The organism is Rhizobium sp. WW_1 (assembly GCF_003610155.1).
Taxonomy (GTDB): Bacteria; Pseudomonadota; Alphaproteobacteria; order Rhizobiales; family Rhizobiaceae; genus Rhizobium; species Rhizobium tropici_A.
On sequence record NZ_RAIN01000001.1, the window covers coordinates 868,611 to 891,272 of the forward strand.

General features: G+C 61.1%; 18 protein-coding genes. 6 read left to right on the forward strand and 12 right to left on the reverse strand.

All coding sequences use genetic code 11. The features are described 5' to 3' along the window. Positions 1-196: 196 nt before the first annotated feature. Positions 197-535, forward strand: coding sequence for a hypothetical protein (locus BJ928_RS04125; protein ID WP_047628792.1), 339 nt, complete (start codon positions 197-199; stop codon positions 533-535). Between the two features lie 84 nt (positions 536-619). Here the strand turns inward: BJ928_RS04125 and BJ928_RS04130 are convergent, their stop codons facing one another. The 3 genes from BJ928_RS04130 to BJ928_RS04140 form a co-directional block, all read right to left on the reverse strand. Then, positions 620-1,552: a GNAT family N-acetyltransferase gene (locus BJ928_RS04130; protein WP_047627991.1), complete on the reverse strand. Its 933-nt coding sequence runs from the start codon at positions 1,550-1,552 to the stop codon at positions 620-622. Positions 1,553-1,733: 181 nt separating this feature from the next. Continuing rightward, a complete protein-coding gene (locus tag BJ928_RS04135; RefSeq protein WP_047628793.1) occupies positions 1,734-3,653 on the reverse strand; it encodes a DEAD/DEAH box helicase in 1,920 nt (639 codons plus the stop codon). A gap of 355 nt (positions 3,654-4,008) precedes the next feature. Beyond that, positions 4,009-5,961, reverse strand: coding sequence for an acetoacetate--CoA ligase (locus BJ928_RS04140; protein WP_047627993.1), 1,953 nt, complete (start codon positions 5,959-5,961; stop codon positions 4,009-4,011). A gap of 166 nt (positions 5,962-6,127) precedes the next feature. On the opposite strand from BJ928_RS04140, the gene BJ928_RS04145 reads away from it, so the two are divergent. Further along, complete coding sequence (locus tag BJ928_RS04145) at positions 6,128-8,026, forward strand: AsmA-like C-terminal region-containing protein (RefSeq protein ID WP_047627995.1); 1,899 nt, start codon at positions 6,128-6,130, stop codon at positions 8,024-8,026. Positions 8,027-8,041: 15 nt separating this feature from the next. On the opposite strand, the gene BJ928_RS04150 is transcribed toward BJ928_RS04145, so the two are convergent. The 4 genes from BJ928_RS04150 to BJ928_RS04165 all read right to left on the reverse strand — a co-directional run bounded on the left by BJ928_RS04150 (position 8,042) and on the right by BJ928_RS04165 (position 12,191). Further along, on the reverse strand, positions 8,042-8,857 hold the full coding sequence (locus BJ928_RS04150) for an ABC transporter permease subunit (protein ID WP_047627996.1): 816 nt from the start codon (positions 8,855-8,857) through the stop codon (positions 8,042-8,044). Positions 8,858-8,860: 3 nt separating this feature from the next. Continuing rightward, the gene (locus tag BJ928_RS04155) at positions 8,861-9,772 is read right to left on the reverse strand and encodes an ABC transporter permease subunit (protein WP_047627998.1); all 912 of its coding nucleotides are present in this window, start codon (positions 9,770-9,772) and stop codon (positions 8,861-8,863) included. A gap of 2 nt (positions 9,773-9,774) precedes the next feature. Beyond that, complete coding sequence (locus BJ928_RS04160) at positions 9,775-10,917, reverse strand: ABC transporter ATP-binding protein (protein WP_047627999.1); 1,143 nt, start codon at positions 10,915-10,917, stop codon at positions 9,775-9,777. 185 nt (positions 10,918-11,102) lie between these two features. Further along, positions 11,103-12,191 carry a polyamine ABC transporter substrate-binding protein gene (locus BJ928_RS04165; RefSeq protein WP_245432243.1) on the reverse strand — a complete coding sequence of 363 codons (1,089 nt, stop codon included), beginning with the start codon at positions 12,189-12,191 and terminating at the stop codon, positions 11,103-11,105. Positions 12,192-12,529: 338 nt separating this feature from the next. On the opposite strand from BJ928_RS04165, the gene BJ928_RS04170 reads away from it, so the two are divergent. Beyond that, positions 12,530-13,528, forward strand: coding sequence for an aldo/keto reductase (locus tag BJ928_RS04170; RefSeq protein ID WP_047628001.1), 999 nt, complete (start codon positions 12,530-12,532; stop codon positions 13,526-13,528). Between the two features lie 37 nt (positions 13,529-13,565). Here BJ928_RS04170 and BJ928_RS04175 read toward each other — a convergent pair whose 3' ends face one another. Further along, the gene (locus tag BJ928_RS04175; RefSeq protein WP_047628002.1) at positions 13,566-14,438 is read right to left on the reverse strand and encodes a LysR family transcriptional regulator; all 873 of its coding nucleotides are present in this window, start codon (positions 14,436-14,438) and stop codon (positions 13,566-13,568) included. Between the two features lie 88 nt (positions 14,439-14,526). Between BJ928_RS04175 and BJ928_RS04180 the strand changes: the two genes are divergently transcribed. After that, a complete protein-coding gene (locus BJ928_RS04180; protein WP_047628003.1) occupies positions 14,527-14,784 on the forward strand; it encodes a hypothetical protein in 258 nt (85 codons plus the stop codon). Here BJ928_RS04180 and BJ928_RS04185 read toward each other — a convergent pair. From BJ928_RS04185 to BJ928_RS04195, 4 genes are all read right to left on the reverse strand, one after another. Further along, the gene (locus tag BJ928_RS04185; protein WP_047628004.1) at positions 14,760-17,297 is read right to left on the reverse strand and encodes a HAMP domain-containing methyl-accepting chemotaxis protein; all 2,538 of its coding nucleotides are present in this window, start codon (positions 17,295-17,297) and stop codon (positions 14,760-14,762) included. The two genes, BJ928_RS04180 and BJ928_RS04185, sit on opposite strands and share 25 nt — an antisense overlap. A 324-nt stretch (positions 17,298-17,621) precedes the next feature. Next, on the reverse strand, positions 17,622-17,765 hold the full coding sequence (locus BJ928_RS38715) for a hypothetical protein (protein WP_183079361.1): 144 nt from the start codon (positions 17,763-17,765) through the stop codon (positions 17,622-17,624). Between the two features lie 168 nt (positions 17,766-17,933). Beyond that, positions 17,934-18,446, reverse strand: coding sequence for an ankyrin repeat domain-containing protein (locus BJ928_RS04190; RefSeq protein ID WP_047628005.1), 513 nt, complete (start codon positions 18,444-18,446; stop codon positions 17,934-17,936). Between the two features lie 72 nt (positions 18,447-18,518). Beyond that, positions 18,519-19,700, reverse strand: coding sequence for an NAD(P)/FAD-dependent oxidoreductase (locus BJ928_RS04195; protein WP_047628006.1), 1,182 nt, complete (start codon positions 19,698-19,700; stop codon positions 18,519-18,521). Positions 19,701-19,837: 137 nt separating this feature from the next. Between BJ928_RS04195 and BJ928_RS04200 the strand changes: the two genes are divergently transcribed. After that, positions 19,838-21,274 (forward strand): glutamine synthetase family protein, encoded by a 1,437-nt coding sequence (locus tag BJ928_RS04200; protein WP_047628007.1) that lies wholly within the window; start codon positions 19,838-19,840, stop codon positions 21,272-21,274. 12 nt (positions 21,275-21,286) lie between these two features. Next, positions 21,287-22,585: an FAD-binding oxidoreductase gene (locus BJ928_RS04205; RefSeq protein ID WP_047628008.1), complete on the forward strand. Its 1,299-nt coding sequence runs from the start codon at positions 21,287-21,289 to the stop codon at positions 22,583-22,585. The last annotated feature ends 77 nt before the right edge of the window (positions 22,586-22,662 follow it).

The following is a 22,662-nucleotide window of genomic DNA, read 5'->3' on the forward strand; positions in this document are numbered from 1 at the left end:
GGGCATTCACATTTGAAATCCAGCAAGATCGCCATCGACAAGACGGCCCGCAACACCAAATAGGGCACCTAACTACCACTACAATCTGTCCGCCCTCAGCACGAGCTGTCCGATTGAAATCTCTTGCCTGCAGCGTAAAGCGGACACAATTAAAAGGCATTAGCCTACCGCACAATTCACGCAGGAGATGCATATCGTGAGCAACAGCTGCCCCGTTCCAACACCGGCCGAGAAACAATATCTGGACATTCAGGACCGAGCCGAACGGGCCATGTTGACGACGATCTACAAGGCGATCGAGGACGCCAGCAAACAAGCGGCCGAAGACCTACGATCCATCGGATCGCAGGAGGTCCCGCCTGCATATGAATACTTTGCCTCCGTCGCGCACCAGAAGCTTTTCCTTCTGTTGTGCGGAGCCGATCCGGAAACCTTCATGGGCGGCAATCCGGAAATTGCCGCTCACATCCTCGAAAACGGTCGGAACATATCCCAGCACTATTGGGTCAACGGCGGCGATGAACCCGGCCGATGATCTCAGCTTCACGTCATAGGAGAGCGGTCGGGGCTGTTCTCCGCGCGAGTGAGCAGCCTTGCAAGAGCGCCGTCGGCCTTCAAGTCATCGGGCTATCGCCATGCGGCCTATCAGATCCAGCTGCGATACGCTGTATCGGCGAACCTCCCGGCGGATCGCGAAGCCAAGTTTCCGATACATCGATCGCGCCTTGCCGTTAACACTGGAAACATTGAGGCCGGCGGGGCGGCCGTGATCAATCCCAGCAGCTTGCAATGCTCCATAGGCGAGCGCCATCCCAAGACCGCGGCTCTGATGGCCCGGATCAATGGCGATCTGCTCAAGCCAGATCAAGCCTGGTTCGCACTCCATTCGACAGTAACCCAGAATGCGGGAGTGGTCCCTGACGACCCAAAGCACTTGGCCTTCCTCCGCCAGAATCTGCTGCATCTCGCCGACGCTGTAGCTTCGAAACGCAACGTCCAAGGCGAAGGCGGCGTTGTGGAGATCCGCGACCTCAGCCGCCAGATGCCATGGTGCCTCGATGCGCTCAACAACGACCGCATCAGGCAAAACGGGCGTCTGCGCCGACAATGACAAGCACCGCATGGTGATCTCGGACTCGATATGCAGAAAGCCAAGCCTTTCCAGAAAAGCAAGGCCGTCGCGCCAATCGCTGGCCGCCAATGTCTGAAACGAGAGAGCGCTGTCGCGAGCATTCAGCGCCAGGAGCTCCTTCAAGAGAGCCGTTCCCACACCTTGCCGACGCCTCGAAGGGTCAATCACCAGCTTGAAAAAGCGGACCTGACGGCCGTCCTGATCGCGCAAGGAGGACTCTGCCAGGCCGATGAGCTGATTGTCTTGGACGGCAACCCGGAAATCCTGCCCGCCTTTATTGTGAGGGCGCTGCACGAAGTCTGTCCATTGGGCCGCCGTAATCGGCCCGATATTGATATCCCGTGCGGACGCTGCTTCGTACAGGCCGACAATGGCGTCGGTATCATCAGGTCGAAGGCTACGTATCAGAAAATCCGGCACCGAGTGCAACACACTCCAAAAGTCGCCGATTTCTATCTTACCAGCCGAGTTCTAGCAGCAGAGATTTTCTCAACGTCTACCGCCAGTCCGGCTCATTCGCTGCCTGCGATGTGGTCGTCGCAGCAAGATAGCGACAACGGCAGTGGGCGTGCCGCGCTTATTTCAGCGCGGCTGCCATAGATTATTCGCCCCTCGTCTTCGCAGCCTTGCGTGCGGCCCTGGAATTCGGCTTGCCGCCCTTCGGCGGGCTGTCGTCCTTGGCAAAAGGCGACTTGCCGGGCTTTTTCGCCCAGGGCTTCTTGTCTGCGCGTTCCGAAACGCTGCCCTCGCCGGCATGTGCTCGCTCCGGCTTGCGATCGGACTTCCATTTCGGCTTGGGGGCATCGTTCGAGCGAGGCCCCTTGTCGGCGAAAGGCTTCTTCTTGGCGAAGCCGCCTTCCCGCTTGGCCTGGAAATCCGGCATGCCGGCGAGCTGCTTGACGCGGATGCCGCGCTCAAGGGTCTTGTCCGGGCCGATGGCCGAGAGGAAGCGCTCGGCTCCCTCAGGCGCAAGCTCGACGAAGGTTTCCTCCGGCTGCATCTTGATCGCGCCGATATCGCGCTTGGTCAGGTTGCCGTTGCGGCAAAGCATGGGGATCAGCCAACGCGGCTCGGCATTCTGCTTGCGGCCGACGGAGAGCGAAACCCAGACGCCGTCGGTAAAGTCATTTCGTCCGCCGGAAGAACCCTCATCGCGAGGCGTGACCGGGAAATCGTCGCGGCGGGGCTTTCTGCGCTCGCCTTCTGCCGGCACATCCTGCAATTCCTCGGGCGCGGAGTGACCGGCGCGGTACTGCCGCAGGAAGGCTGCGGCGACCTGCTCGGCGCCGTGACGCTCCAGCAGCTGCTGGACGATCGACTGTTCGTCCTCGGCAAGCGGCCCGGCAAAGACCGGATCGGCGAGAAGACGCTCGTCGTCGCGCTGGCTCACCTCGTCGGCGGACGGCGGCTTTGCCCAGGTGGCGCGGATGCGGGCGGCTTCCAGCAAACGTTCCGTGCGACGGCGGGCGCTGAGCGGCACGATGAGGGCGCTGACGCCCTTGTTGCCGGCGCGGCCGGTACGGCCGCTGCGGTGCAGCAGCGTATCCGGGTTGGTCGGCAGATCGGCGTGCACCACCAGCTCAAGGCCCGGCAGATCGATGCCGCGAGCGGCAACGTCGGTTGCGATGCAGACGCGGGCGCGGCCGTCGCGCATGGCCTGCAGCGCATGGGTGCGCTCGTTCTGGCTGAGTTCGCCCGAGAGGGCGACGACCGAGAAACCGCGATTGTTGAACCGCGCCGTCAGATGATTGACGGCGGCACGCGTCGAGCAGAAGACGATGGCGTTGCGCGCCTCATAATAGCGGAGCACGTTGATGATGGCGTTTTCCCTGTCGTTCGGCACCACGGTCAGCGCGCGGTAGTCGATATCAACATGCTGCTTGGCTTCGGAAGCAGTGGCGATGCGGACGGCGTCGCGCTGGTAGTTTTCGGCGAGCTTGGCGATCGAGCGCGGCACGGTCGCGGAAAACATCAGGGTGCGGCGCTCGGAGGGCGAGGCTTCCAGAATGAATTCCAGATCCTCGCGGAAGCCGAGATCGAGCATCTCGTCGGCCTCGTCGAGAACGACGGCGCGCAGCTTGGAAATATCGAGCGAGTTGCGGCGAATGTGGTCGCAGAGGCGGCCGGGCGTGCCGACGACGATGTGGGCGCCGCGTTCCAGTGTGCGCCGCTCGGTACGCATGTCCATGCCGCCGACGCAGGAGGCGATCGTTGCACCGGTCAGCGCATATAGCCATTCCAGCTCGCGCTGGACCTGCAGCGCCAGTTCGCGCGTCGGGGCGATCGCCAATGCCAGCGGCGCTCCGGCGGGGCCGAAGCGCTCCGAGCCATCGAGCAGGCCGGGCGCCAGCGCCAGGCCGAAGGCAACCGTCTTGCCCGAACCCGTCTGGGCGGAAACGAGCGCGTCCTTGCCGGCGAGGCCCGGATCAAGCATGGCCTTCTGCACCGGCGTCAGCGTTTCGTAACCGCGCTTCGCCAAAGCCTGGGCAATCGCCGGAGCGATGCCTTCGAAATCAGTCATCATCTGTCTTTCGGAATTCTTCGCGCGCCAGCAGGCGGCGATCATCGTGGCTCGCACGTCGCGAACCTCTTCTTCAGCCGTGCACATACTTGCTCACCGCGATAATGTACAGAGGAGAGGCGTTTTCGTGCGGAACGAAACGAAAAAAAGGCAGCGAATCGCGCTGCCTTTGAAGTTTATGCTGTCGAAAGCAAGCTCGAGTCGGCAAACTTCATGTCTCGGGAGCCAAGGGCAGCTCCAATCCGCTCCAGCTCATGCGAACGGTCTCAAGTCGGCTTTTACCTTTGACCAAGCTTTCTTAACGGCAAGTTACCAAATGAGGGTCATCGTTTGCCCCTCAGTTTTAAGGCCCACCTTAACTTTTGAGCTCTTCGAGCTCCGCAAAGAGATCAAGCGCCTCCGGATTGGCGAGCGCTTCCTTGTTCTTGACCGGGCGGCCATGCACGACTTCGCGCACCGCCAGCTCGACGATCTTGCCGGATTTCGTGCGGGGAATATCGGCAACGGCGATGATCTTGGCCGGCACGTGACGCGGAGAAGCGCCGGTGCGGATGCGAGTCTTCATCGTCTTGACCAGTTCCTCGGTCAGCGAAACGCCGGAAGCGAGGCGGACGAAGAGCACGACGCGCACGTCATCGTCCCATTCCTGGCCAATGCAGAGCGCTTCGAGAACTTCCGGGATCTGCTCGACCTGATTGTAGATCTCGGCCGTGCCGATGCGCACGCCGCCGGGATTGAGGGTCGCGTCCGAACGGCCGTGAATGACGAGGCCGCCATGCTCTGTCCACTCGGCGAAGTCGCCATGACACCAGACATTGTCGAAACGCTCGAAATAGGCGGCGCGATACTTTGCGCGCTCCGGATCGTTCCAGAACATGACCGGCATGGAGGGGAAGGCCTTGGTGCAGACCAGCTCACCCTTCTCCTGGCGCACCGGCTTGCCCTCGTCGTTCCAGACATCGACGGCAAGGCCGAGGCCCGGCCCCTGGATCTCGCCGCGCCAGACCGCCTGGAGGGGATTGCCGAGCACGAAGCAGGAAACGATGTCGGTGCCGCCGGAGATGGAGGCGAGCTGAATGTCGTCCTTGATGCCCTCATAGACAAAGGAGAAGCCCTCCGGCGACAACGGCGAGCCGGTGGAGGTCATCAACCGCAGATTTGAAAGATCATGCGAGGTCTTCGGCGTGAGGCCGCTCTTGTGCACGGCATCGATATATTTCGCCGAGGTCCCGAAGAGTGCGAATTTTTCTTCCTGAGCATAGTCGAAGAGGATGTTGCCGTCGGGGGCGAAGGGCGATCCGTCATAGAGGCAGAGCGTCGCGCCAGCGGCAAGGCCGGTCACCAGCCAGTTCCACATCATCCAGCCGCAGGTGGTGAAATAGAAGACCTTTTCCCCCGGCACGACGCCGCAATGCAGGCGATGTTCCTTGATGAGCTGCAGCAGCGCGCCGCCAGTGGAATGCACGATGCACTTCGGAACGCCGGTGGTGCCCGAGGAAAACAGGATGAACAGCGGATGGGAGAAGGAGACTGGCTCGAATTCGACCGGCTTCGGCTCGAAGGGCGCGACCAGATCTTCAAGCGTCCGCGCGCCCGGCGTTGCTGCGACGACCACCTCGGCATTGCCGGCATAAGGCACGATAACAGTCGGCGCCTTCAGGCGCTGGGCAATGGCACTGACCTTGGCGGTGATGTCCTGCAGCTTGCCGCCATACCAATAGCCGCTGCAGGCGATGAAGAGCTTCGGCTCGATCTGGCCGAAACGATCCATGACGCCCTGCTCGCCGAAATCCGGGGAGCAGGAAGACCAGATCGCGCCGATCGACGCGGCCGCCAGCATGAAGGCGATGGTTTCCGGCATGTTCGGCATCATCGCCGCCACGCGGTCTCCCTTGCCGACGCCTTCGGCGCGATAGGCCTGCTGCAGGCGGGATACCATCGCGGCCAATCGATCCCATGACCAGCGATCGCGCACCTTGTCCTCCCCCCAGAAGACAAGCGCATCGCCCTCGCCGCTGCGCGACAAAAGGTTTTCGGCGAAGTTCAGCTCGGCATCGGGAAAGAAGCGGGCTTCCAGCATGAGGTCGCCATTGATCAGCGCCCGCTCGCCCCGCCTGCCCTTCACGCCACAGAAATCCCAGACTGCCGACCAGAAGTTTTCGCGGTCGGCAATGGACCAGCCGTGGAGGCCGGCAAAGTCGGACAACGACAGGCCGAAACGGCGGTTGCACTCCTGCATGAAGGCAAACATCGGGCTCTGGCGGCGAAACTCCTCCGTCGGCGTCCAGAGCGGCTGCTGATCCTGCATATTTCTCTCTCCCGCTTTTCGCTCTATATAGCGATGCTGCAGCGCATTATAAAATCACGGTGTTGTGGGTATTGCCAGTGCGTGGTGTTTGCATCCGACAAACATTTCCTATATCCGGCAAACTCAGGCAGATTATCCCTATCAGTTCAAGAGTCTCCACGGGATCATGAGAGCTTCGAAAAACAATAGATGGCGGTTGACGATGCGTTCGGCCTCACGCTGGCTGCCTGCCGTTGCTCGCACGACCGGCATCATTCTTCTCACGATCCTCATCGTGTTCGCTGTCTTCAGAGCGACCGCGCCTTTCCTGATTTCAAGTGGGCTGGTGCGCTCCGGCATCGAGAAGGCCTTGTCGGACTGGACGGGATATCGCGCCCAGATCGAGGGCGATCCGACGCTGGAATTCTGGCCGACGCCGCGCGTGACTCTCAATCAGGTCACTATCCGCGAGCCGACGCGCAACGGCAAAGTCCTCGGCCATGTCGACAGTCTTTCAGCGGATTTCTCCCTGTGGTCGGCGATCCGGGGGCACGCGCATTTTCACGAATTCCATTTCCTGCGCCCCATCCTCTATATCCGCCGTGACGAAAACGGCCTGATCGACTGGACGAACGAAGGCCGTCTTTCCAAGGCGATCGAGCAGGTGGAAACGTCTTCCGGCCAGGGCTTGCCGATGCGGAAGGATCAGGACGCCGCCATCGGCATGCTGACCATCGAGGACGGCAGCGTCGAGATGACCGACGAGCGCAGCGGCAACATCTACAAGCTGGGCGCGGTCAATGCCGACATCTCCTGGCCGCGGCTTTCCCAGGCGCTGAGCGCCGTCATCCTTGCCCGCTTCAACGGCCAGGACATCAAGCTGAATTTCGATTCGGCGCAGCCGCTGCTCTTCTTTGCCGGCAAGAACGTGAACACCACGACCAGCTTCGTCTCGCCGGTGATCAGCTGGACTTATACCGGCGTCACCAGCATATCGGACTTCTCGGCTCTGTCGGGCAACCTGGACCTCAGCGTGCCGAATGTGCCTTCCTTCATCGCCTGGAGCGGCCAGCGCCTGCCGGCCGCCGACGCTCTCAAGAATATTTCGCTCAGCGCCAATATCGCGGCGATCGACAACGGCCTGCGCTTCAACAATCTCAGCTTCAAGATCAATGATTCCACAGCCTCCGGCATCATGGACCTGAACTACACCAAAGCGGGCAAGCCGAAGATTTCCGGCACACTAGCCTTCGACCAGATGAACCTCAATCCGTTTCTGGCCGCCTTCTCCATGCGTCTTGCGGCCGAAACCGCCATCGACGCGCTGCTGAACGGCAATCCGTTGCAGCGGCTCGATCTCGATATGCGCCTTTCATCGAACAAGGCGGCTCTGGGGCCCTTCCGGTTCGAGAATATCGGCGCCAGCCTGCTGGTGGCAGGCGGCAAGGCCAAGTTCGACATCGGCGACAGCGGCTTCGAAAGCGGGTCGCTGACGGCGCATCTCGAGGTCGCTCCGGGCGATTTCGACGGCGGCGGCAAATTGCAGATATCGATCCGAAATGCGGATTTCGGCGGTCTCTTCACGCGGCTGAAGCTGATAGGTCCGCTGCCGATGCCGTCATCGGCGTCGCTCGATCTTTCGCTCAGCACCACCAAGCCGATCTGGGTTGCGAACCTCAGCGACGTCGCCGGCACCCTGCATTTCACGTCGTCGGCAGGGTCGTTTCGCCAGTTCGATATCTCAACCTTCCGGACGCTTGCCGCCGAAAAGGCCTTCTTCCGGATGAGCGACATCGCCGATTCATCCTTCGACTTCGACAGCATCAATGTCGATGCAAGTTTCGCCAAGGGTTCTGCCGAGGTGCAGAATGCAGCCATCACGGGCCGCAACGAAACGATCAGCTTCAATGGCGTCGTTCCGTTCCGCACCAACGGTCTGGCGCTTTCCGGCGCAATCGAGGCGACATCGCCCTCCGATGCCGACGAACTGCCGATGCTGCCCTTCTTCATCGGTGGCAGCTGGCCGAATCCGGTGATTTCGCCGGTTGCGACACTCCTGCAGAAGCCGGCACAGCCGCAGCAATAGCCTGCCTCGTCGGCCTCAGGCCGCGGCGGCGGCCTGTTCATCCCGCTGCCGCTGAACCTCGCGACGCTTGGTCACGATGGAGGCGCAGATGACGCCGACGGCGACCACGCCGATCAGGATGGTGCAGATGGCGTTGATTTCCGGCGTTACTCCAAGCTTGACCTGGCTGTAGATCAGCATTGGCAGCGTCTTGGCGCCGGCGCCGGATGCGAAGGTTGCAATCACCAGATCGTCGAGCGAGAGGGTCAGCGCCAGCACCCAGCCCGAGAAGACGGCCGGCGCGATGATCGGCAGCGTCACCTCGAAGAAGGTGCGCACCGGCGGCGCGCCCAGATCCAGCGCCGCCTCCTCGATCGAGCGATCGAAGGTCAGAAGGCGCGACTGCACGACGACGGCGACGAAGCACATGGTCAGCGTCGTATGCGCCATGACGATCGTCCAGAAGCCACGGTCGACGCCTGACGTTACGAAGAGCAGTAACAGCGACAGGCCGGTGATGACGTCGGGCATGACGAGCGGCGCGTAAATCATCCCCGAGAACAGGATACGGCCGCGGAAGCGCGTGTAGCGGACCAAGGTGATGGCCGCGAACGTGCCGAGCACGGTGGCAATGGTTGCCGACAGCAGCGCGATGCGCACCGTCAGCCATGCGGCGCTCAGCATGACGTCATTGCTGAAGAGGTGGACGTACCACTGTGTCGAGAAGCCGCCCCAGACGGTGACGAGGCGCGAACTGTTGAAGGAATAGATGACCAGCAGCAGGATCGGCAGGTAAAGGAAAGCCAGGCCGAGCGTGACCGAGACGATATTGAAGCGGGACCAGCGGATCATTGGTTATCTCCCCTTCTCGTCGGCCTTGGCCTGGAAATGCTGAAAGAAGACGATGGGCACCACCAGCACCAGAAGCAGGATGGTCGCCACCGCCGAGGCCAGCGGCCAGTCGGTATTGCTGTAGAATTCCGTCCAGAGCACTTTGCCGATCATCAGCGTTTGCGAGCCGCCCAGCAGATCGGGGATGACGAATTCGCCGACGGCCGGAATGAAGACCAGCATGCAGCCGGCGACGACGCCCGGAATGGAGAGCGGAAACGTGACGCGCCAGAAGGCGCCGATCGGCGTGCAGCCGAGATCCTGCGCCGCCTCGATCAGCGTGCCGTCCATCTTCTCAAGTGAAGAATAAAGCGGCAGCACCATGAACGGCAGGTAGGAATAGACCATGCCGATATAGACGGCGGTATTGGTGTTGAGGATGACGAGCGGCTGGTGGATGATACCGAGCGCCATCAGCAGCTGGTTCAACAGCCCCGTGGTGCTCAGGATCGACATCCAGGAATAGACGCGGATCAGGAAGCTCGTCCAGAAGGGCAGGATGACCAGCATCAACAGGGTCGGGCGGATCGTGCGCGGGGCCTGCGCCATGCCATAGGCGATGGGATAGGCGATGATGAGCGTCAGAAGCGTTGAGATGCCGGCGATCTGCAGGCTCTCGATATAGGCGTTCATGTAGAGCGGGTCGCCGGTCAGCCACACGTAGTTGTCGAACGACATGGTCTGCAGCTTGTCCCACCAGTCGGCGAAACTGTCGCTCCAGGCGAAGGACGGGTCATAGGGCGGCACCGACAGGGCCTTCGTCGACAGCGAAATGCGGAAGACGATGAGGAAGGGCGCGAGAAAGAAGAGCAGCAACCACGTGTAGGGGACGATGATGACGAGGCGCTGATAGATTAGGGAACCGAGCGCTCTCATGGTCAATCCTTCAGCAAGACGCCGGCATTTTCGTCGAAGGAGACCCAGACGTCCTGGTCGTAGGCGAAGGGCTCTTCCACGGCGCGAACCGCGTTCAGCGACGATGCCTTCACGACCTGCCCGCTCTTCAGCTTGACGTGGAAGACGGTCATGTCGCCGAGATAGGCGATGTCCCAGATCTCGCCTTCGGCGGCGTTGAGGGATGCATTGGCGGGCGGCCGCGGCGACACCCTGAGCTTTTCCGGACGGATCGCGAGGCTGGCGCGGCTTCCGGCCGATGGCGTATCGCCGGCGGCCGTGCGCACGGTGAAGCCCGCATCAACCGCGATCTCGACGATGCCCGATTGCGACGACGTGACATTGCCATCGAGGATGTTCACATCGCCGATGAAGTCAGCGACGAAACGGCAATTGGGCGCCTCGTAGATCTCGGCCGGCGTCGCCACCTGCACCACCTTGCCGTGGCTCATCACCGCGATGCGATCAGCCATGGTCATCGCCTCTTCCTGATCGTGGGTGACGACGACGAAGGTGAGCCCCAGGTTCTGTTGCAGATCCATCAGTTCGAACTGGGTTTCCTCGCGCAGCTTCTTGTCGAGCGCGCCCAGGGGTTCGTCGAGCAGCAGCACCTTCGGTCGCTTGGCAAGCGAGCGGGCGAGCGCCACGCGCTGACGCTGGCCGCCGGAAAGCTGGTTGGGCTTGCGCTTGGCAAACTGCTCGAGTTTGACGAGCTTCAGCATCTGCGCGACGCGGTCGTCGATCTCGGCCTTCGGCATACCATCCTGCCGCAAACCAAAGGCAATGTTCTTCTCAACCGACATATGCGGAAACAGCGCATAGGACTGGAACATCATGTTGACCGGGCGACGATAAGGCGGCGTGCCGGCCAGATCCTGGCCATCGAGCACGATCTCGCCCGTCGTCGGCTGCTCGAAACCGGCGAGCATGCGTAGAAGCGTGGACTTGCCGCAGCCGGAGGCGCCGAGAAGGGCGAAGAATTCGCGATTGTAGATATTCAGGGAGAGGTCGTCGACGGCGGTAAAATCACCGAACTTCTTCGTCACATTCTTGAAGGAAATGTAAGGCTTGGCCGAAGGATCGGTCCAAGGAGCAAAAGAACGCCGGATATTACCGAGTGACTTCATCATCTATCCCCAAATGGATGCCCTGATGGGCTTGCCTAGAGCATTTCCGCATTCCGGACGGAAAACCGCTGCGCAATTTCCTAGAAATGCTTCGGCGCCGGCTCTTCCCCGTCCCGGCGCGCTCGTGATTCCTGAACTATCCTCATAAGGAAAGGCCCGGACGTTGCCGTCCGGGCCGCTTCGAATTATTGGCCTGTGGTGACCTTTGTCCACAAGCGCGTTGCCACGCGCTGCGTTTTCGCGTCCCACGGGGTCAGCGTGAACAGCTTCTCGCGGACCGCATCGGTCGGATAGACGGCCGGATCATCAAGCACGTCCTTGCTCACGAACTGCTGCGATGCCTTGTTGCCGTTGGCGTATGCGGTGAAGTTGCTGGCCTTGGCGATGACTTCGGGCTTCATGATGTAGTTGAGGAAGATATGGGCTTCTTCGACATGCGGCGCATCGGCCGGGATCGCCATGACGTCGAACCACATCTGCGCGCCCTTGGTCGGGATCGAATAGCCGATGTTGACGCCGTTCTTGGCTTCAGCGGCACGGTTACGGGCCTGCAGCACGTCGCCGGAATAGCCGAAGGCGATGCAGATATCGCCGTTGGCGAGCGCATTGATATATTCCGAGGAATGGAACTTGCGCACGAAGGGGCGGATCGAGGTCAGGAGATCCTCAGCCTTCTTGAAGTCTTCCTGCTTGGTCGAATTCGGATCGAGACCGAGATAACGCAAGGCGGCCGGAATGACGTCCGTCGGCGAATCCAGCACGTAGATGCCGCAATCCTTGAACTTGGCCGCGAGCGCCGGATCGAAGATCACGTTGATGTCGGGTGCAGCATCGGTGCCAAGGATCTGCTTCACCTTGTCGACATTGTAGCCGACGCCGCTGGTGCCCCACATATAGTCGATGGCATACTGGTTGCCGGGGTCATAGGTCGCGATGCGCTGCTGCACCGTATCCCACATGTTGGAGATGTTGGGCAACTTCGACTTGTCGAGCTTCTGGAATACCCCGGCCTTGATCTGGCGTTGCAGGAAATAGGCCGTCGGGACGACGACGTCGTAGCCGGTTTTGCCGGCCAGCAGCTTGGTTTCCAGCGTCTCGTTCTGGTCGAACGTGTCGTAGACGACCTTGATGCCGGTTTCCTTGGTGAAATCCGCAAGGATCGAATTATCGATATAATCCGACCAGTTATAGATATTGACGACCTTGTCTTCTGCCTGAGCGACTGTTGCCAGCGAAACGACCGCGAAAGCCGTTGCTGCAAGCCGTGCGAACATGGACTTCATAGTCTCTCCTGTTTTGTTCAAGGGCATCCCGACGATACCCAACCCTCTGTTTTTCCCGTTAGACTAGAAAGGAAATCGGAAGGCTACAAGGGAAAAAGCAAGCCGGCATGAGCTTTAGCGGTTTTGTCCGAAGGCGATTGATCGCTTTGGAAAGAGGCCGGCCAGGAGACGATGCGGTTCGCACGCGATTGTGAACTCAAGGCCCGCTTCACAGGTGAAGACGGAAACCAGCTTTGCTAACATCAAGCTGTTCTCCTCCCCGAGCAGTCTCAAACCCGCTTCGCCATCCCGCCCGCGGGCAAACTCAAACCCATCATCAGGGGCTCATCATGCAGTATCAGAAATTTGGCAATACCGGTCTCAGCGTCTCGCGCCTGTGCCTGGGCACGATGACATTCGGCCTGCAGATCGAGCAGGAAGACATCGCCCATGCCATCCTCGACAAGGCGGCCGATGCCGGCGTCAACTTCATCGACACCGCCGATGTCTATCCGCTCGGCGGCGGCGAGCAGCTTGCCGGCCGCACCGAAGAGATCGTCGGGCGCTGGCTGAAGGGCAAGCGCGACCGCTTCATCGTCGCAACCAAGGCCGTCGGAAAGGTCGGGCCGTCTCCCTGGGACCAAGGGGCGTCGCGCAAACATCTTCTCGACGCTATCGACGCTTCGCTGCGGCGCCTCGACACCGATTATGTCGACCTCTACCAGCTGCATTCCGATGATCGCGAGACGCCGATCGACGAGACGCTGGAGGCACTCGATGTCATCGTGCGCTCGGGCAAGGCGCGCTATGTCGGCGTATCGAATTTTCTGGCCTATCGCCTGGCCCTGGCGCTCGGCCGCGCCGATTTTCTGCGCACCGCCCGCTTTGTCTCGGTGCAGCCGCGCTACAATCTCTTGTTCCGCCAGATCGAGCGTGAACTGCTGCCGCTTGCCGAAGAGCAGCGCATCGCCGTCATCCCCTATAATCCGATCGCCGGCGGTCTTCTCACCGGCAAGCACAAGCATGATGTCGCGCCGACAGAAGGCCGTTTCAGTTCGCAGCTGCGCAACGCCGGCACCAACTATCTGCAGCGCTATTGGCACGAACGCGAATTCGCGACGATCGAAAAGCTGCGCGGCATCGCCGAAGAAGCCGGCCATTCGCTCACCAAGCTTGCCGTCGCCTGGGTGGCAGCCAATCCGGTCATCACCTCGGCCATCATCGGCGCTAGCCGTCCCGATCAATTGACGGATACGCTGGCCGCTATCGACCTCAAGCTCGATCCGGAGCTGAAGGCGAAGCTCGACGACGCCACGGTCGAGTATCGCTGGGGCGACGCCGCGCGCTGAGGAAGAGTGAACCGGCGGTCCGTTGCCGCCGGTTCTTTCACAGATAGGTCGGGCGCTTGCCGGCAAACAGTTCGGAATGGCTTTTCAACAGCTTGGCCATGCGGTCGACCACGGTGCGGATTTCCCGGCGATGACGGTCGGCATTGTTCATGACGATCCATTGCCGATGGCGCAGCGCGGCGATTTCCTCGCCGACGCGCGCCAGCCGTGGCTCCTGATCGCCGACGAAACAGGGCAGCACGGCAATACCGGACCCGGCGAGCACCAGATCGTGCAGCGAGCGCGGGCGACTGACCGTGAAGGCGATTTCCTCGCGCTTGTTCTGATGCGGCCAGCGCAGATAGGCCGACACCGCCTCCTCCTCCGCCACCGCGATCCAGCGCGCCGGACCGGAAAAACGCATGTTGCGGGCCTGATAGGCGGCATAGGCAACATCGCCGGTCTTGATCGCCGCGAGATTGGTCTCCTGCGGCTCGAAGGCGCGGATGCCGATATCGCTTTCGCGATGGGCGAGGCTGGCGCGACGCTCGCCAAGGTAAAGGTCGATGCGGAAACTATCCCGCTCCGAGCAGATGGTCGGCATGTTCTGGCTGAGCAGCCAGCCGACCCATGTGCCAGCAGCGATGCGCACGACCGACATGCCCTGGGCATCGCGCTGCCAGCTATCGACCTTGCGGGCGGCGGCCTCCATCTCCAACAGCTGATCGAACAGCGCCTGGCCGTCGCCCGTCAGCGCGTAACCCGCCTGGCTGCGCTCGAACAGCGGGCGGCCGATCTGCGCTTCCAGTTCCAGCATGCGCCGGCCGATGGTCGCCGGGCTGAGGCCACTCGACGCGACGGCGCCGGTGAGGCCACCGCCCCGGGCGACATCGAGAAAGAGCTGATAGGAATCCCATGTCGTATTTTTCATAATTGAAAAACATAGGGTGAAAACGGCTGTTTATAAAGAAAATTCCGATGTGTAGTTGAAGGGATGCCTCACAGGAAGGAGACATCTCATGATGGACGGCATCGCACTGGCGAGAGCCTTGGAAATACAAAACCTGGCGCGCGAAGAACAAAGGCGCCGAAACGAGGATCTGTTCTATCTCGACTATGGGCTTGAGCCCCCGCGCCTCTTCATTTGGATCGGACGGATGCTTGCCGCCTTAGGCAGCCGTCACGAAGCAATGAAAAAGGCGGATCCGCCGGAAATCGGCCAACCCGCCTGTGATGGCAATGATTACTGCGGTCAGGCCGCCTGCTCTCGCATGTAGTTTACGCTGTAGCCGGCCTCGATCTTGAACTGCAGGATGAGGTGCAACAAGGCATCGGCTTCGCCGGCGAGTTCTCGGCTCGCCGCCGTGGTCTCTTCCACCATGCCGGCATTCTGCTGGGTCATCTGGTCCATGTGGTTGACCGAGGAATTGACCTCCTGCAGGGCGCTTGCCTGATCGTGGCTGGCGCGGGCGATCATTTCCACATGATGGCTGATCGTCACGATCTGGCTGCTGATCTGCGCGAGAACCGAGCCGGCCTCCTGCACGAACTGCGAACCGGAATTGACCTCCTCGGTCGACTTGTTAATCAGCCCCTTGATTTCCTTGGCGGCAGCGGCCGAGCGCTGCGCAAGCTCGCGCACCTCCATGGCGACGACCGCGAAGCCCTTGCCGGCCTCGCCGGCGCGGGCGGCTTCGATACCGGCATTGAGCGCCAGAAGGTTGGTCTGGAAAGCGATCTCGTCGATGACGCCGATGATCTGCTCGATCCGACGGGAGGCGTCCTCGATGCGTGACATGGCGTCGATGGCGTTGCCGACGACGACGGAGCTGTCATCGGCGCTGCGCTTGGCCTCGCGTACGATCGCATCCGCATCCTTGGCGCGCTCGGCGGACGAACGGACCGTCGTGGTGATCTGGTCGACCGCGGCGGCGGTCTGCTCCAGCGAAGAGGCCTGCTGTTCGGTGCGCTTCGACAAATCTTCGGCTGAGGCCGCCATCTGCGCGCCGTTGCTCTGGATCATCTCGACATTGCTGCGGACCTGGCTCAGCGTCTGCTGCAGGCGCGACAGGGAGCTGTTGAAATCCTGGCGGAGCTGCTCGAGACGGCCGATGAACGGGGTATCGATCGTCGCGGAGATATCGCCCTGGGCAAGACGCTCAAGACCGGCGGCAAGCTCGCTGACGGCATAGTCGATCTGGCGGTCGAGCTCGCGCTTGTCGGCATCGTTGCGCTGGCGCTCATGCTCTGCGGCTGTACGCTCCTCGTCGCTCTGCTCCTCGATGCGGATCTTCGAAATGGCGTTTTCCTTGAAGATGCCGAGAGCGCGGGCCATGTCGCCGATTTCGTCGCGGCGCTGCTCGCCGGAGATCGACGTCTCCAGCATGCCGTCGGCGATGCGGCGCATGGCGGCGGTGATCTGGCCGATCGGACGCTGCAGGGTCAGGACGAGCGCGATACCGCCGGCAACCGAAAGGATGATGCCGAGAGCAGTTGCCAGGATGGAAATATAATTCGCCTGATTGCGTTCGGTGCCGGCGCTCTGCTTCTGCGTCTCGGCGAATGCGGTCAGCTCGCTCCATACCTGATCGAGCTGCTGGCGGGCAGTCGCATATTCGCCGATGCGCTGCGTGATGGTACCGACCAGCTTGCCGCCGGCATCATCCATGGATTGGATCGCCGGGCGAATGGCCGAGTCGATATCGCCGGCAAAATCCATGCTCTTGGCGCTCTGATTCAGAGTATCGATGTCACCGGCGAGCTTGGAGACTTCCTGATGCAGCCGGACGAGATTGTCCTTGTTGGTATTGGCATTGAAATCGGCAAGCACGAGCTGCAGCGAATAGATGGAGTCTTCAAGGCGTCGCGTATCCTGCAGGACCGAATTGGTCTGCGCGACGCGAGCATCTAGCGACACGAAGGTCGTGGTCGCCTGACGCATCATCTGCGTCGCCGTCAGCTGCGTGTAGGTCGAAGTCTGGCGGAAGCGCGACAGCAGCCTGCTGATATTGGCAACGGTATCATCGGTCGGAACGTCGGTGCTTTCGGTGAAAGCGGTGAGATCCTTGATCGTGCTCACCAGCGACTGGACGACGCTCTTCTGGTTTTGCGGCAATGCGAGATCGATGGAGCGCTGCGCCCTGTTCAGGTCCGGCAGGCGATCCTTCAGAAGCTTGACCTTGTCGGCCGGCGTCGCCGCCTTGTTGAAATCCTCCGTCACGGAGACCAGCAGATCGCCGCCCTTCAGCAGCCGGTCGGCCGAGCGCAGGGTCGAGGTGGCGTCCGCCTGATCCTGGCGCATCTGGTCTTCAAGCTGCTGGCTGTTGAAGTTGACGTTGAAGCGGGCGCTGATCAAAGCGCGCTGCGCGTCGTCGATCGTCTTGCGCAGCGAGAGTTCCTGCTCGTGCAGCGACCAGAGCCGGCCGACGAGGTTGGACATGTCGGCTGTCTTGGCGGCGGCTCCGGTCAGGTTGTCGCGGCCTTCCGCCTCATCGCCGAGCTGGCCGAGGGTCGAATTGAGCACGCTCTGCTGCGACTTGATGTCTTCATAGAGCTTGTCGCGCTGCTGCGCGTTGGTGATGCGCAGGAAATCATCCATCGAGCCATAGAGATTCTTGAATCCCGTCAGCGACTGTAGGACGCTGTTGGAAATCTCCATGCGCCCCTGGAGCAGGCCTGATGCGTAAAGCCCGGTTAGGCCCACGGCGGAAATGCTGATAACGAACGGCAGGACGAAAATCAGAACCTTCGTCTTGATCTTGAAACGTGACAATATCTTATCAATGAACATTTTGGCCCAGACCTCTCACACACCGCTCCCCCGTCGACGCCGCCTCGGCGCTGACCGGATGTATAACCATCGTTCTTGAAATATCCGCAGGCGGGGTTCCCGAGTATAAGATCAGGAAGCAATCATTGCTTCGGCTCCAACGTTCAGTAGAGCGCCCCAAGAAATCGGTTGGGATTGTCGGTGTGATTAATTAATTTTCAGATAAGGGCGTTGTGTGGCCCGCGGCATACAATCAAACGCTGAAAAGCGGATGGTAAACCTTACATCTGCGCGCGAGCCCGGGCCGTCGACGGGCGACGGCCAAGAGCAACGAAGCGGCTGAAATCAGAAGCCGCGTACGCTAAGGTAGGCGATGCAAACGGCGGTGACGCCGGTCGCCAACATCAACAGTCTGGCCGCCAGAAGCCTGGCGTTGTCACGGGTCTGAGCGATTGCAATGGCGCGAGCGCGACGCTGTGTTCTGTTCATGAGTATATTCCCATTTTCGCACTGACACGATAACCGGCAAATGGTGCATTCGGCAACTGCCAATGTATTCACGAAAGATGTAGGAAAGGAAAACACAAATACCAGAGGTTGGCCGCAAGTGTCGCACGCATCGCTCATTGACCCGAGATCGGGCGACGGGAGCGTGCGCTATTTCAACAACGCGGCGATGGCGGGCTCGCTAGCCATTTCGGCGGCAGTCTTTCCGGAGGTGGACTTGATGGTCTTGTCGGCGCCATCCTTCAACAACGCCTTGACAACTGCCGGATCGCGCTGCTGGCTCGCCATGTGCAACGGGGTCCAGCCGTCGAAATCCCCGCGCGCATTGACGTCGGCGCCTTTGGAGACCAGGAGATCGATCATGCTCGCCGGGCCGTAGTAAGCTGCGGTATGCAGCGGGGCCCAACCCTCCGTCGTCTTCAGGTTCACCTCGGCACCGCAGGCCAGCATCTTCTTGACGACATCGATCTTCTTGTCGCGGATCGCAATGGCGAAATTGGTATCGCCACCGCTATCCCGGCCGTTCGGGTCCAGCTTGCTGCATTGTGCGGATGCGGCGCTGGCACCTGATACCGTCACGGCAAGCATGCCAAGCGACATCGTCACGGCCACAGCTATGCCTGCAACATTAGCTCGACGAAGTGTCTGGATTTTGAACGTCATAATTGCTTTCCTTGCATATCCTCGCGCTGGAGATGCTTCTTGCCCAGTTTGCGGCCCGTTGGCAAGATCAATTCAAACCGCTTCACCGGCCACATGGCCCGACGCCCATGCCCACTGGAAATTGTAGCCGCCGAGCCAGCCGGTCACATCGACGCACTCGCCGATGAAGAACAGGCCGGGAATGGCCTTGACCTCCATCGTCCGCGAATCGAGACAGGCCGTGTCGATGCCGCCGAGCGTCACCTCCGCCGTGCGGTAGCCCTCCGAGCCTGACGGCTTGACCGGCCAGGACTGTACGGCGGCGGCGAGCTGCTGCAGGCGCTTGTCGGATTGATCGGCCATGTTGCCGGATATGCCGTCGCTCTCGACGATATGTTGCGCCAGTCGTTTCGGCAGGATTTCGGCAAGCGCAGTCTGCGCCGACTGCCGGCCATTGACCTGTTTGGCTTTCTTGAGCAGCGCCAGGATGTCGATATCCGGCTCGATCACGACGGTAATGTCCTCGCCCTCCCGCCAATAGGAGGAAATCTGCAGGATAGCCGGACCGCTGAGGCCGCGATGGGTGAAAAGCAGTGCCTCGCGGAAGGACGTCTTGCCGTGACGGATTTCGGCAGGCGCGGCGATGCCCGAGAGCGGCGCCAGGCGCTGAAGCAATTGCGGATCGAGCGTCAGCGGCACGAGGCCCGGCCGGGTTTCGATGAGCGGCAATCCGAACTGCTCGGCGACGCGATAGGCAAAGCCGGTGGCGCCCATCTTGGGGATCGACTTGCCGCCGGTGGCGACGACGAGCGAGGACGCCTGGAAAACGCCTTCTGAGGTACTGACGCGATAGCCGTCTGCTGACTGCTCTACATTGCTTATATCAGTACGCAACCATAGTTCTGCGCCGGCAGCGCGCATCTCGTCGGTCAGCATGCGGATGATATCCTTGGCGCTGTCGTCGCAGAAGAGCTGGCCGAGCGTCTTCTCATGCCAGGCGATACCGTGGCGCCCGACCATGGCGATGAAATCCTGCGGGGTGAAGCGGGCCAGTGCCGATTTGGCGAAGTGCGGATTGGCCGACAGGAAGTTCTTCGGCCCGGCATGAATATTGGTGAAATTGCAGCGGCCTCCGCCGGAAATGCGGATCTTCTCGCCCGGCGCGCGGGCATGGTCCAGCACGGCAACGGAGCGACCGCGCTGGCCTGCCCGGATGGCGCACATCATCCCGGCAGCGCCCGCACCAAGGACGATCACATCATATCTGCCAGCCACGCTTCAGCCCTTCATTCTTCGCCGCACGCTCTCGTCATTTTTCCATCATACGGCGAAAGTCCGAGCGGTTTTCCCCCTCGCCAATTGGCAAACTGCAGTTATGATGCAATCACCGATCAACCCAAATACGGTGTTTTATGCCCGCGAGAAAGACCCCGCTGAAAGCTTCCATACCCGTCTCGAAAGCACCGATGGTGCCTCCCGGTCTGAGATCGGCACGTGGCGTGGCAAACTGGAAGGAAGCGGCGCAGTGGCTGCGGGCGCGCGGGATCGAAGACATAGAATGCATCACGCCGGACCTTGCGGGCGTACCGCGCGGCAAGATGATGCCGACCTCGAAATTCACTTCCAATACGTCGTTGGCGCTGCCCTCGGCGATCTATCGTCATACGATCTCGGGTGAGTATCCTGAGGAGACCGAAAGCTTCCGCTACGAACCGCGCGACAACGACCTTAAGTTGGTGCCGGATCTCTCGACGCTGTCGGTCGTGCCTTGGGAGACCGACCCCACGGCGCAGGTGATCTGCGACATCGTCAACTCCGAAGGCCAGGAAGTTTCCTACACGCCGCGTAACGTCCTGAAGCGCATCATGGGCCTTTACCGCGACCGCGGTTGGAAGCCGGTGGTGGCGCCCGAAATCGAATTCTACCTCGTCGCCAAGAACGACGATCCGGACTATCCGCTGCATCCGCCGAAGGGCCGCTCCGGCCGCTCCATTCTCGGCGGTCAGGGTTATTCGATCGCCGGCATCAACGAGTTCGACGAACTGATTGACGATATCTATCACTTCTCGGAAAAGCAGGGATTGGAGATCGATACGCTGATCCACGAAGAGGGGCCGGCGCAGCTCGAAATCAACCTGCGTCACGGCGATCCGATCGAGCTGGCCGACCAGGTGTTCATGTTCAAGCGGACGATCCGCGAGGCGGCGCTGAAGCACGGCATCTATGCGACCTTCATGGCCAAGCCGATGCAGAGCCAGCCGGGATCGGCGATGCATATCCACCAGTCTGTCGTCAACATCGAGACCGGAAAGAACGTCTTCACCAATCCGGACGGCAGCCCCTCGCCCGAATTCTTCTATTTCATCGGCGGCATGCAGCGCTTCGTGCCGAATGCGCTTGCCATGCTGGCGCCCTATGTGAACTCGTATCGCCGGCTGGCGCCGAACATGTCCTGCCCGGTCAACAACGCCTGGGGCTACGACAACCGCACCACCGCCTTCCGCGTGCCTGTTTCCGATCCGCAGGCGCGGCGCGTCGAAAACCGGCTGCCGAGTTCCGATGCCAATCCCTATCTGGCGCTCGCCGCCTCGCTTGCGTCGGGCCTGCTCGGCATCATGAAGCAGGTGGAGCCGACAGCGCCGACCGAGGACTCGGCCAATGAAGGCTCCATCGATCTGCCGCGCGGCCTTCTCGAAGCCATTGCTCTCATGGAGGACGAGCCGGCCTTCGAAGAGGTCTTCGGCCAGGATTTCATCGGCATTTATGCCGGCGTGAAGCGCGGTGAATTCGAGACCTTCATGCAGGTGATCAGCCCGTGGGAGCGGGAATTCCTTCTGCTCAACGTGTGAAGGGAGGCGCCCATGACGCTGCAGGAAACATGGCAGAGCCCGATCGCCCCGGGCCTTTCCTTCTATCAGGCGACCGTCGGCCCGCGCGCGAGCTATCCGAAGCTCGACGGCTCGCGCCGGGCTGACGTCGCCATCATCGGCGGCGGCTATACCGGCCTCCAGGCCGCCTACAACCTCGCGGAGGGTGGCGCGCAGGTGGTGCTGATCGATGCCAATCGCTTCGGTGACGGCGCCTCCGGCCGTAATGGCGGACAGCTCGGCACCGGGCAGCGCTCTTGGCCGGAAGAGATTGAAGAGAAGATCGGCTACGAGCGCTCGAAAGCCCTCTTCGACATTGCCGAGGACGCCAAGCGTCATCTGCTCGTTTTCTCCTCGGAGCATGGCATCGACATCGACTTCCTGCCCGGCCAGATGAATGTCACGCACAAGCGCAGCTACAAGCGCGACTACATGGACAATGCGGAGATCGCGGCGACGCGCTATGGCTATCCGCATATGCAATTCATGGATCAGGCCGAAACCCAGGAGCGGCTGGGTTCGCAATTCTATCTCTACGGCGTCCGGGATATGGGCACGGGCCATATCCATCCGCTGAAGCTGCTCATCGGCCTTGCCCGCGTTGCGGCAGAAGCCGGTGCTTCCCTCTTTGAAATGACGAAGGCCAAGGGCTTCCGGCAAGCGGGCGGCAAGACGATCATCGAAACGGATGGTGGCGAGATTACCGCCAACCGGATCCTGATCGCCTGCAACGGCTACATCGGCAATCTGGAACCGGTGACGGCAAGCCACGTCATGCCGATCCGCTCCTTCATCGGCGCCACCGAACCGCTCGACAGGTTTCCGAGCGTGCTGCCCGGCAACGAGGCGGTGGCCGATTCGCGTTTCGTCGTGCGCTATTTCCGCAAATCGAAGGATGGGCGGCTGCTGTTCGGCGGGCGTGAGGCCTATACGGCAGACAATCCGCGCGACATAACGCAGCACATCCGCCGGCAGATCACCGAGATCTATCCGGCTCTCGGCGATATCAAGATCGATTACGCCTGGGGCGGCTCGGTTGGTATCACCATGCCCCGGCAGCCTTTCGTGCGCGAGGTCATGCCTGGTGTCACCTCCATCGGCGGCTATTCCGGCCACGGGGTGATGCTGTCAAATTATTGCGGTAAACTCTATGCGAAAACGGTTCTCGGGAATGCGGACGAGCTTCACCTCTTCAAGGAGTTGAACATACCGCCCTTCCCCGGCGGTGCGCGCATGCGGGCGCCTCTGCTGTTCCTGGCGCTCTCGTGGTTTGCGTTGCGCGACAGGTTTTAGAAACCGGAAGATGATTTCTTCCGCCGGCAATCCGCTCTAAAAAGCCGAGTCTGAATTTTGCGATGCACACTGGCCTT

Bases quoted from the DNA above. Each gene is read 5' to 3' on its own strand.
- BJ928_RS04200 (WP_047628007.1), top strand. From the start codon at position 19,838: ATGCCCGCGAGAAAGACCCCGCTGAAAGCTTCCATACCCGTCTCGAAA.
- BJ928_RS04205 (WP_047628008.1), top strand. From the start codon at position 21,287: ATGACGCTGCAGGAAACATGGCAGAGCCCGATCGCCCCGGGCCTTTCC.
- BJ928_RS04175 (WP_047628002.1), bottom strand. From the start codon at position 14,438: ATGAAAAATACGACATGGGATTCCTATCAGCTCTTTCTCGATGTCGCC.
- BJ928_RS04180 (WP_047628003.1), top strand. From the start codon at position 14,527: ATGATGGACGGCATCGCACTGGCGAGAGCCTTGGAAATACAAAACCTG.
- BJ928_RS04145 (WP_047627995.1), top strand. From the start codon at position 6,128: ATGAGAGCTTCGAAAAACAATAGATGGCGGTTGACGATGCGTTCGGCC.
- BJ928_RS04190 (WP_047628005.1), bottom strand. From the start codon at position 18,446: ATGACGTTCAAAATCCAGACACTTCGTCGAGCTAATGTTGCAGGCATA.
- BJ928_RS04160 (WP_047627999.1), bottom strand. From the start codon at position 10,917: ATGAAGTCACTCGGTAATATCCGGCGTTCTTTTGCTCCTTGGACCGAT.
- BJ928_RS38715 (WP_183079361.1), bottom strand. From the start codon at position 17,765: ATGAACAGAACACAGCGTCGCGCTCGCGCCATTGCAATCGCTCAGACC.
- BJ928_RS04140 (WP_047627993.1), bottom strand. From the start codon at position 5,961: ATGCAGGATCAGCAGCCGCTCTGGACGCCGACGGAGGAGTTTCGCCGC.
- BJ928_RS04185 (WP_047628004.1), bottom strand. From the start codon at position 17,297: ATGTTCATTGATAAGATATTGTCACGTTTCAAGATCAAGACGAAGGTT.
- BJ928_RS04135 (WP_047628793.1), bottom strand. From the start codon at position 3,653: ATGACTGATTTCGAAGGCATCGCTCCGGCGATTGCCCAGGCTTTGGCG.
- BJ928_RS04165 (WP_245432243.1), bottom strand. From the start codon at position 12,191: ATGTTCGCACGGCTTGCAGCAACGGCTTTCGCGGTCGTTTCGCTGGCA.
- BJ928_RS04155 (WP_047627998.1), bottom strand. From the start codon at position 9,772: ATGAGAGCGCTCGGTTCCCTAATCTATCAGCGCCTCGTCATCATCGTC.
- BJ928_RS04150 (WP_047627996.1), bottom strand. From the start codon at position 8,857: ATGATCCGCTGGTCCCGCTTCAATATCGTCTCGGTCACGCTCGGCCTG.
- BJ928_RS04170 (WP_047628001.1), top strand. From the start codon at position 12,530: ATGCAGTATCAGAAATTTGGCAATACCGGTCTCAGCGTCTCGCGCCTG.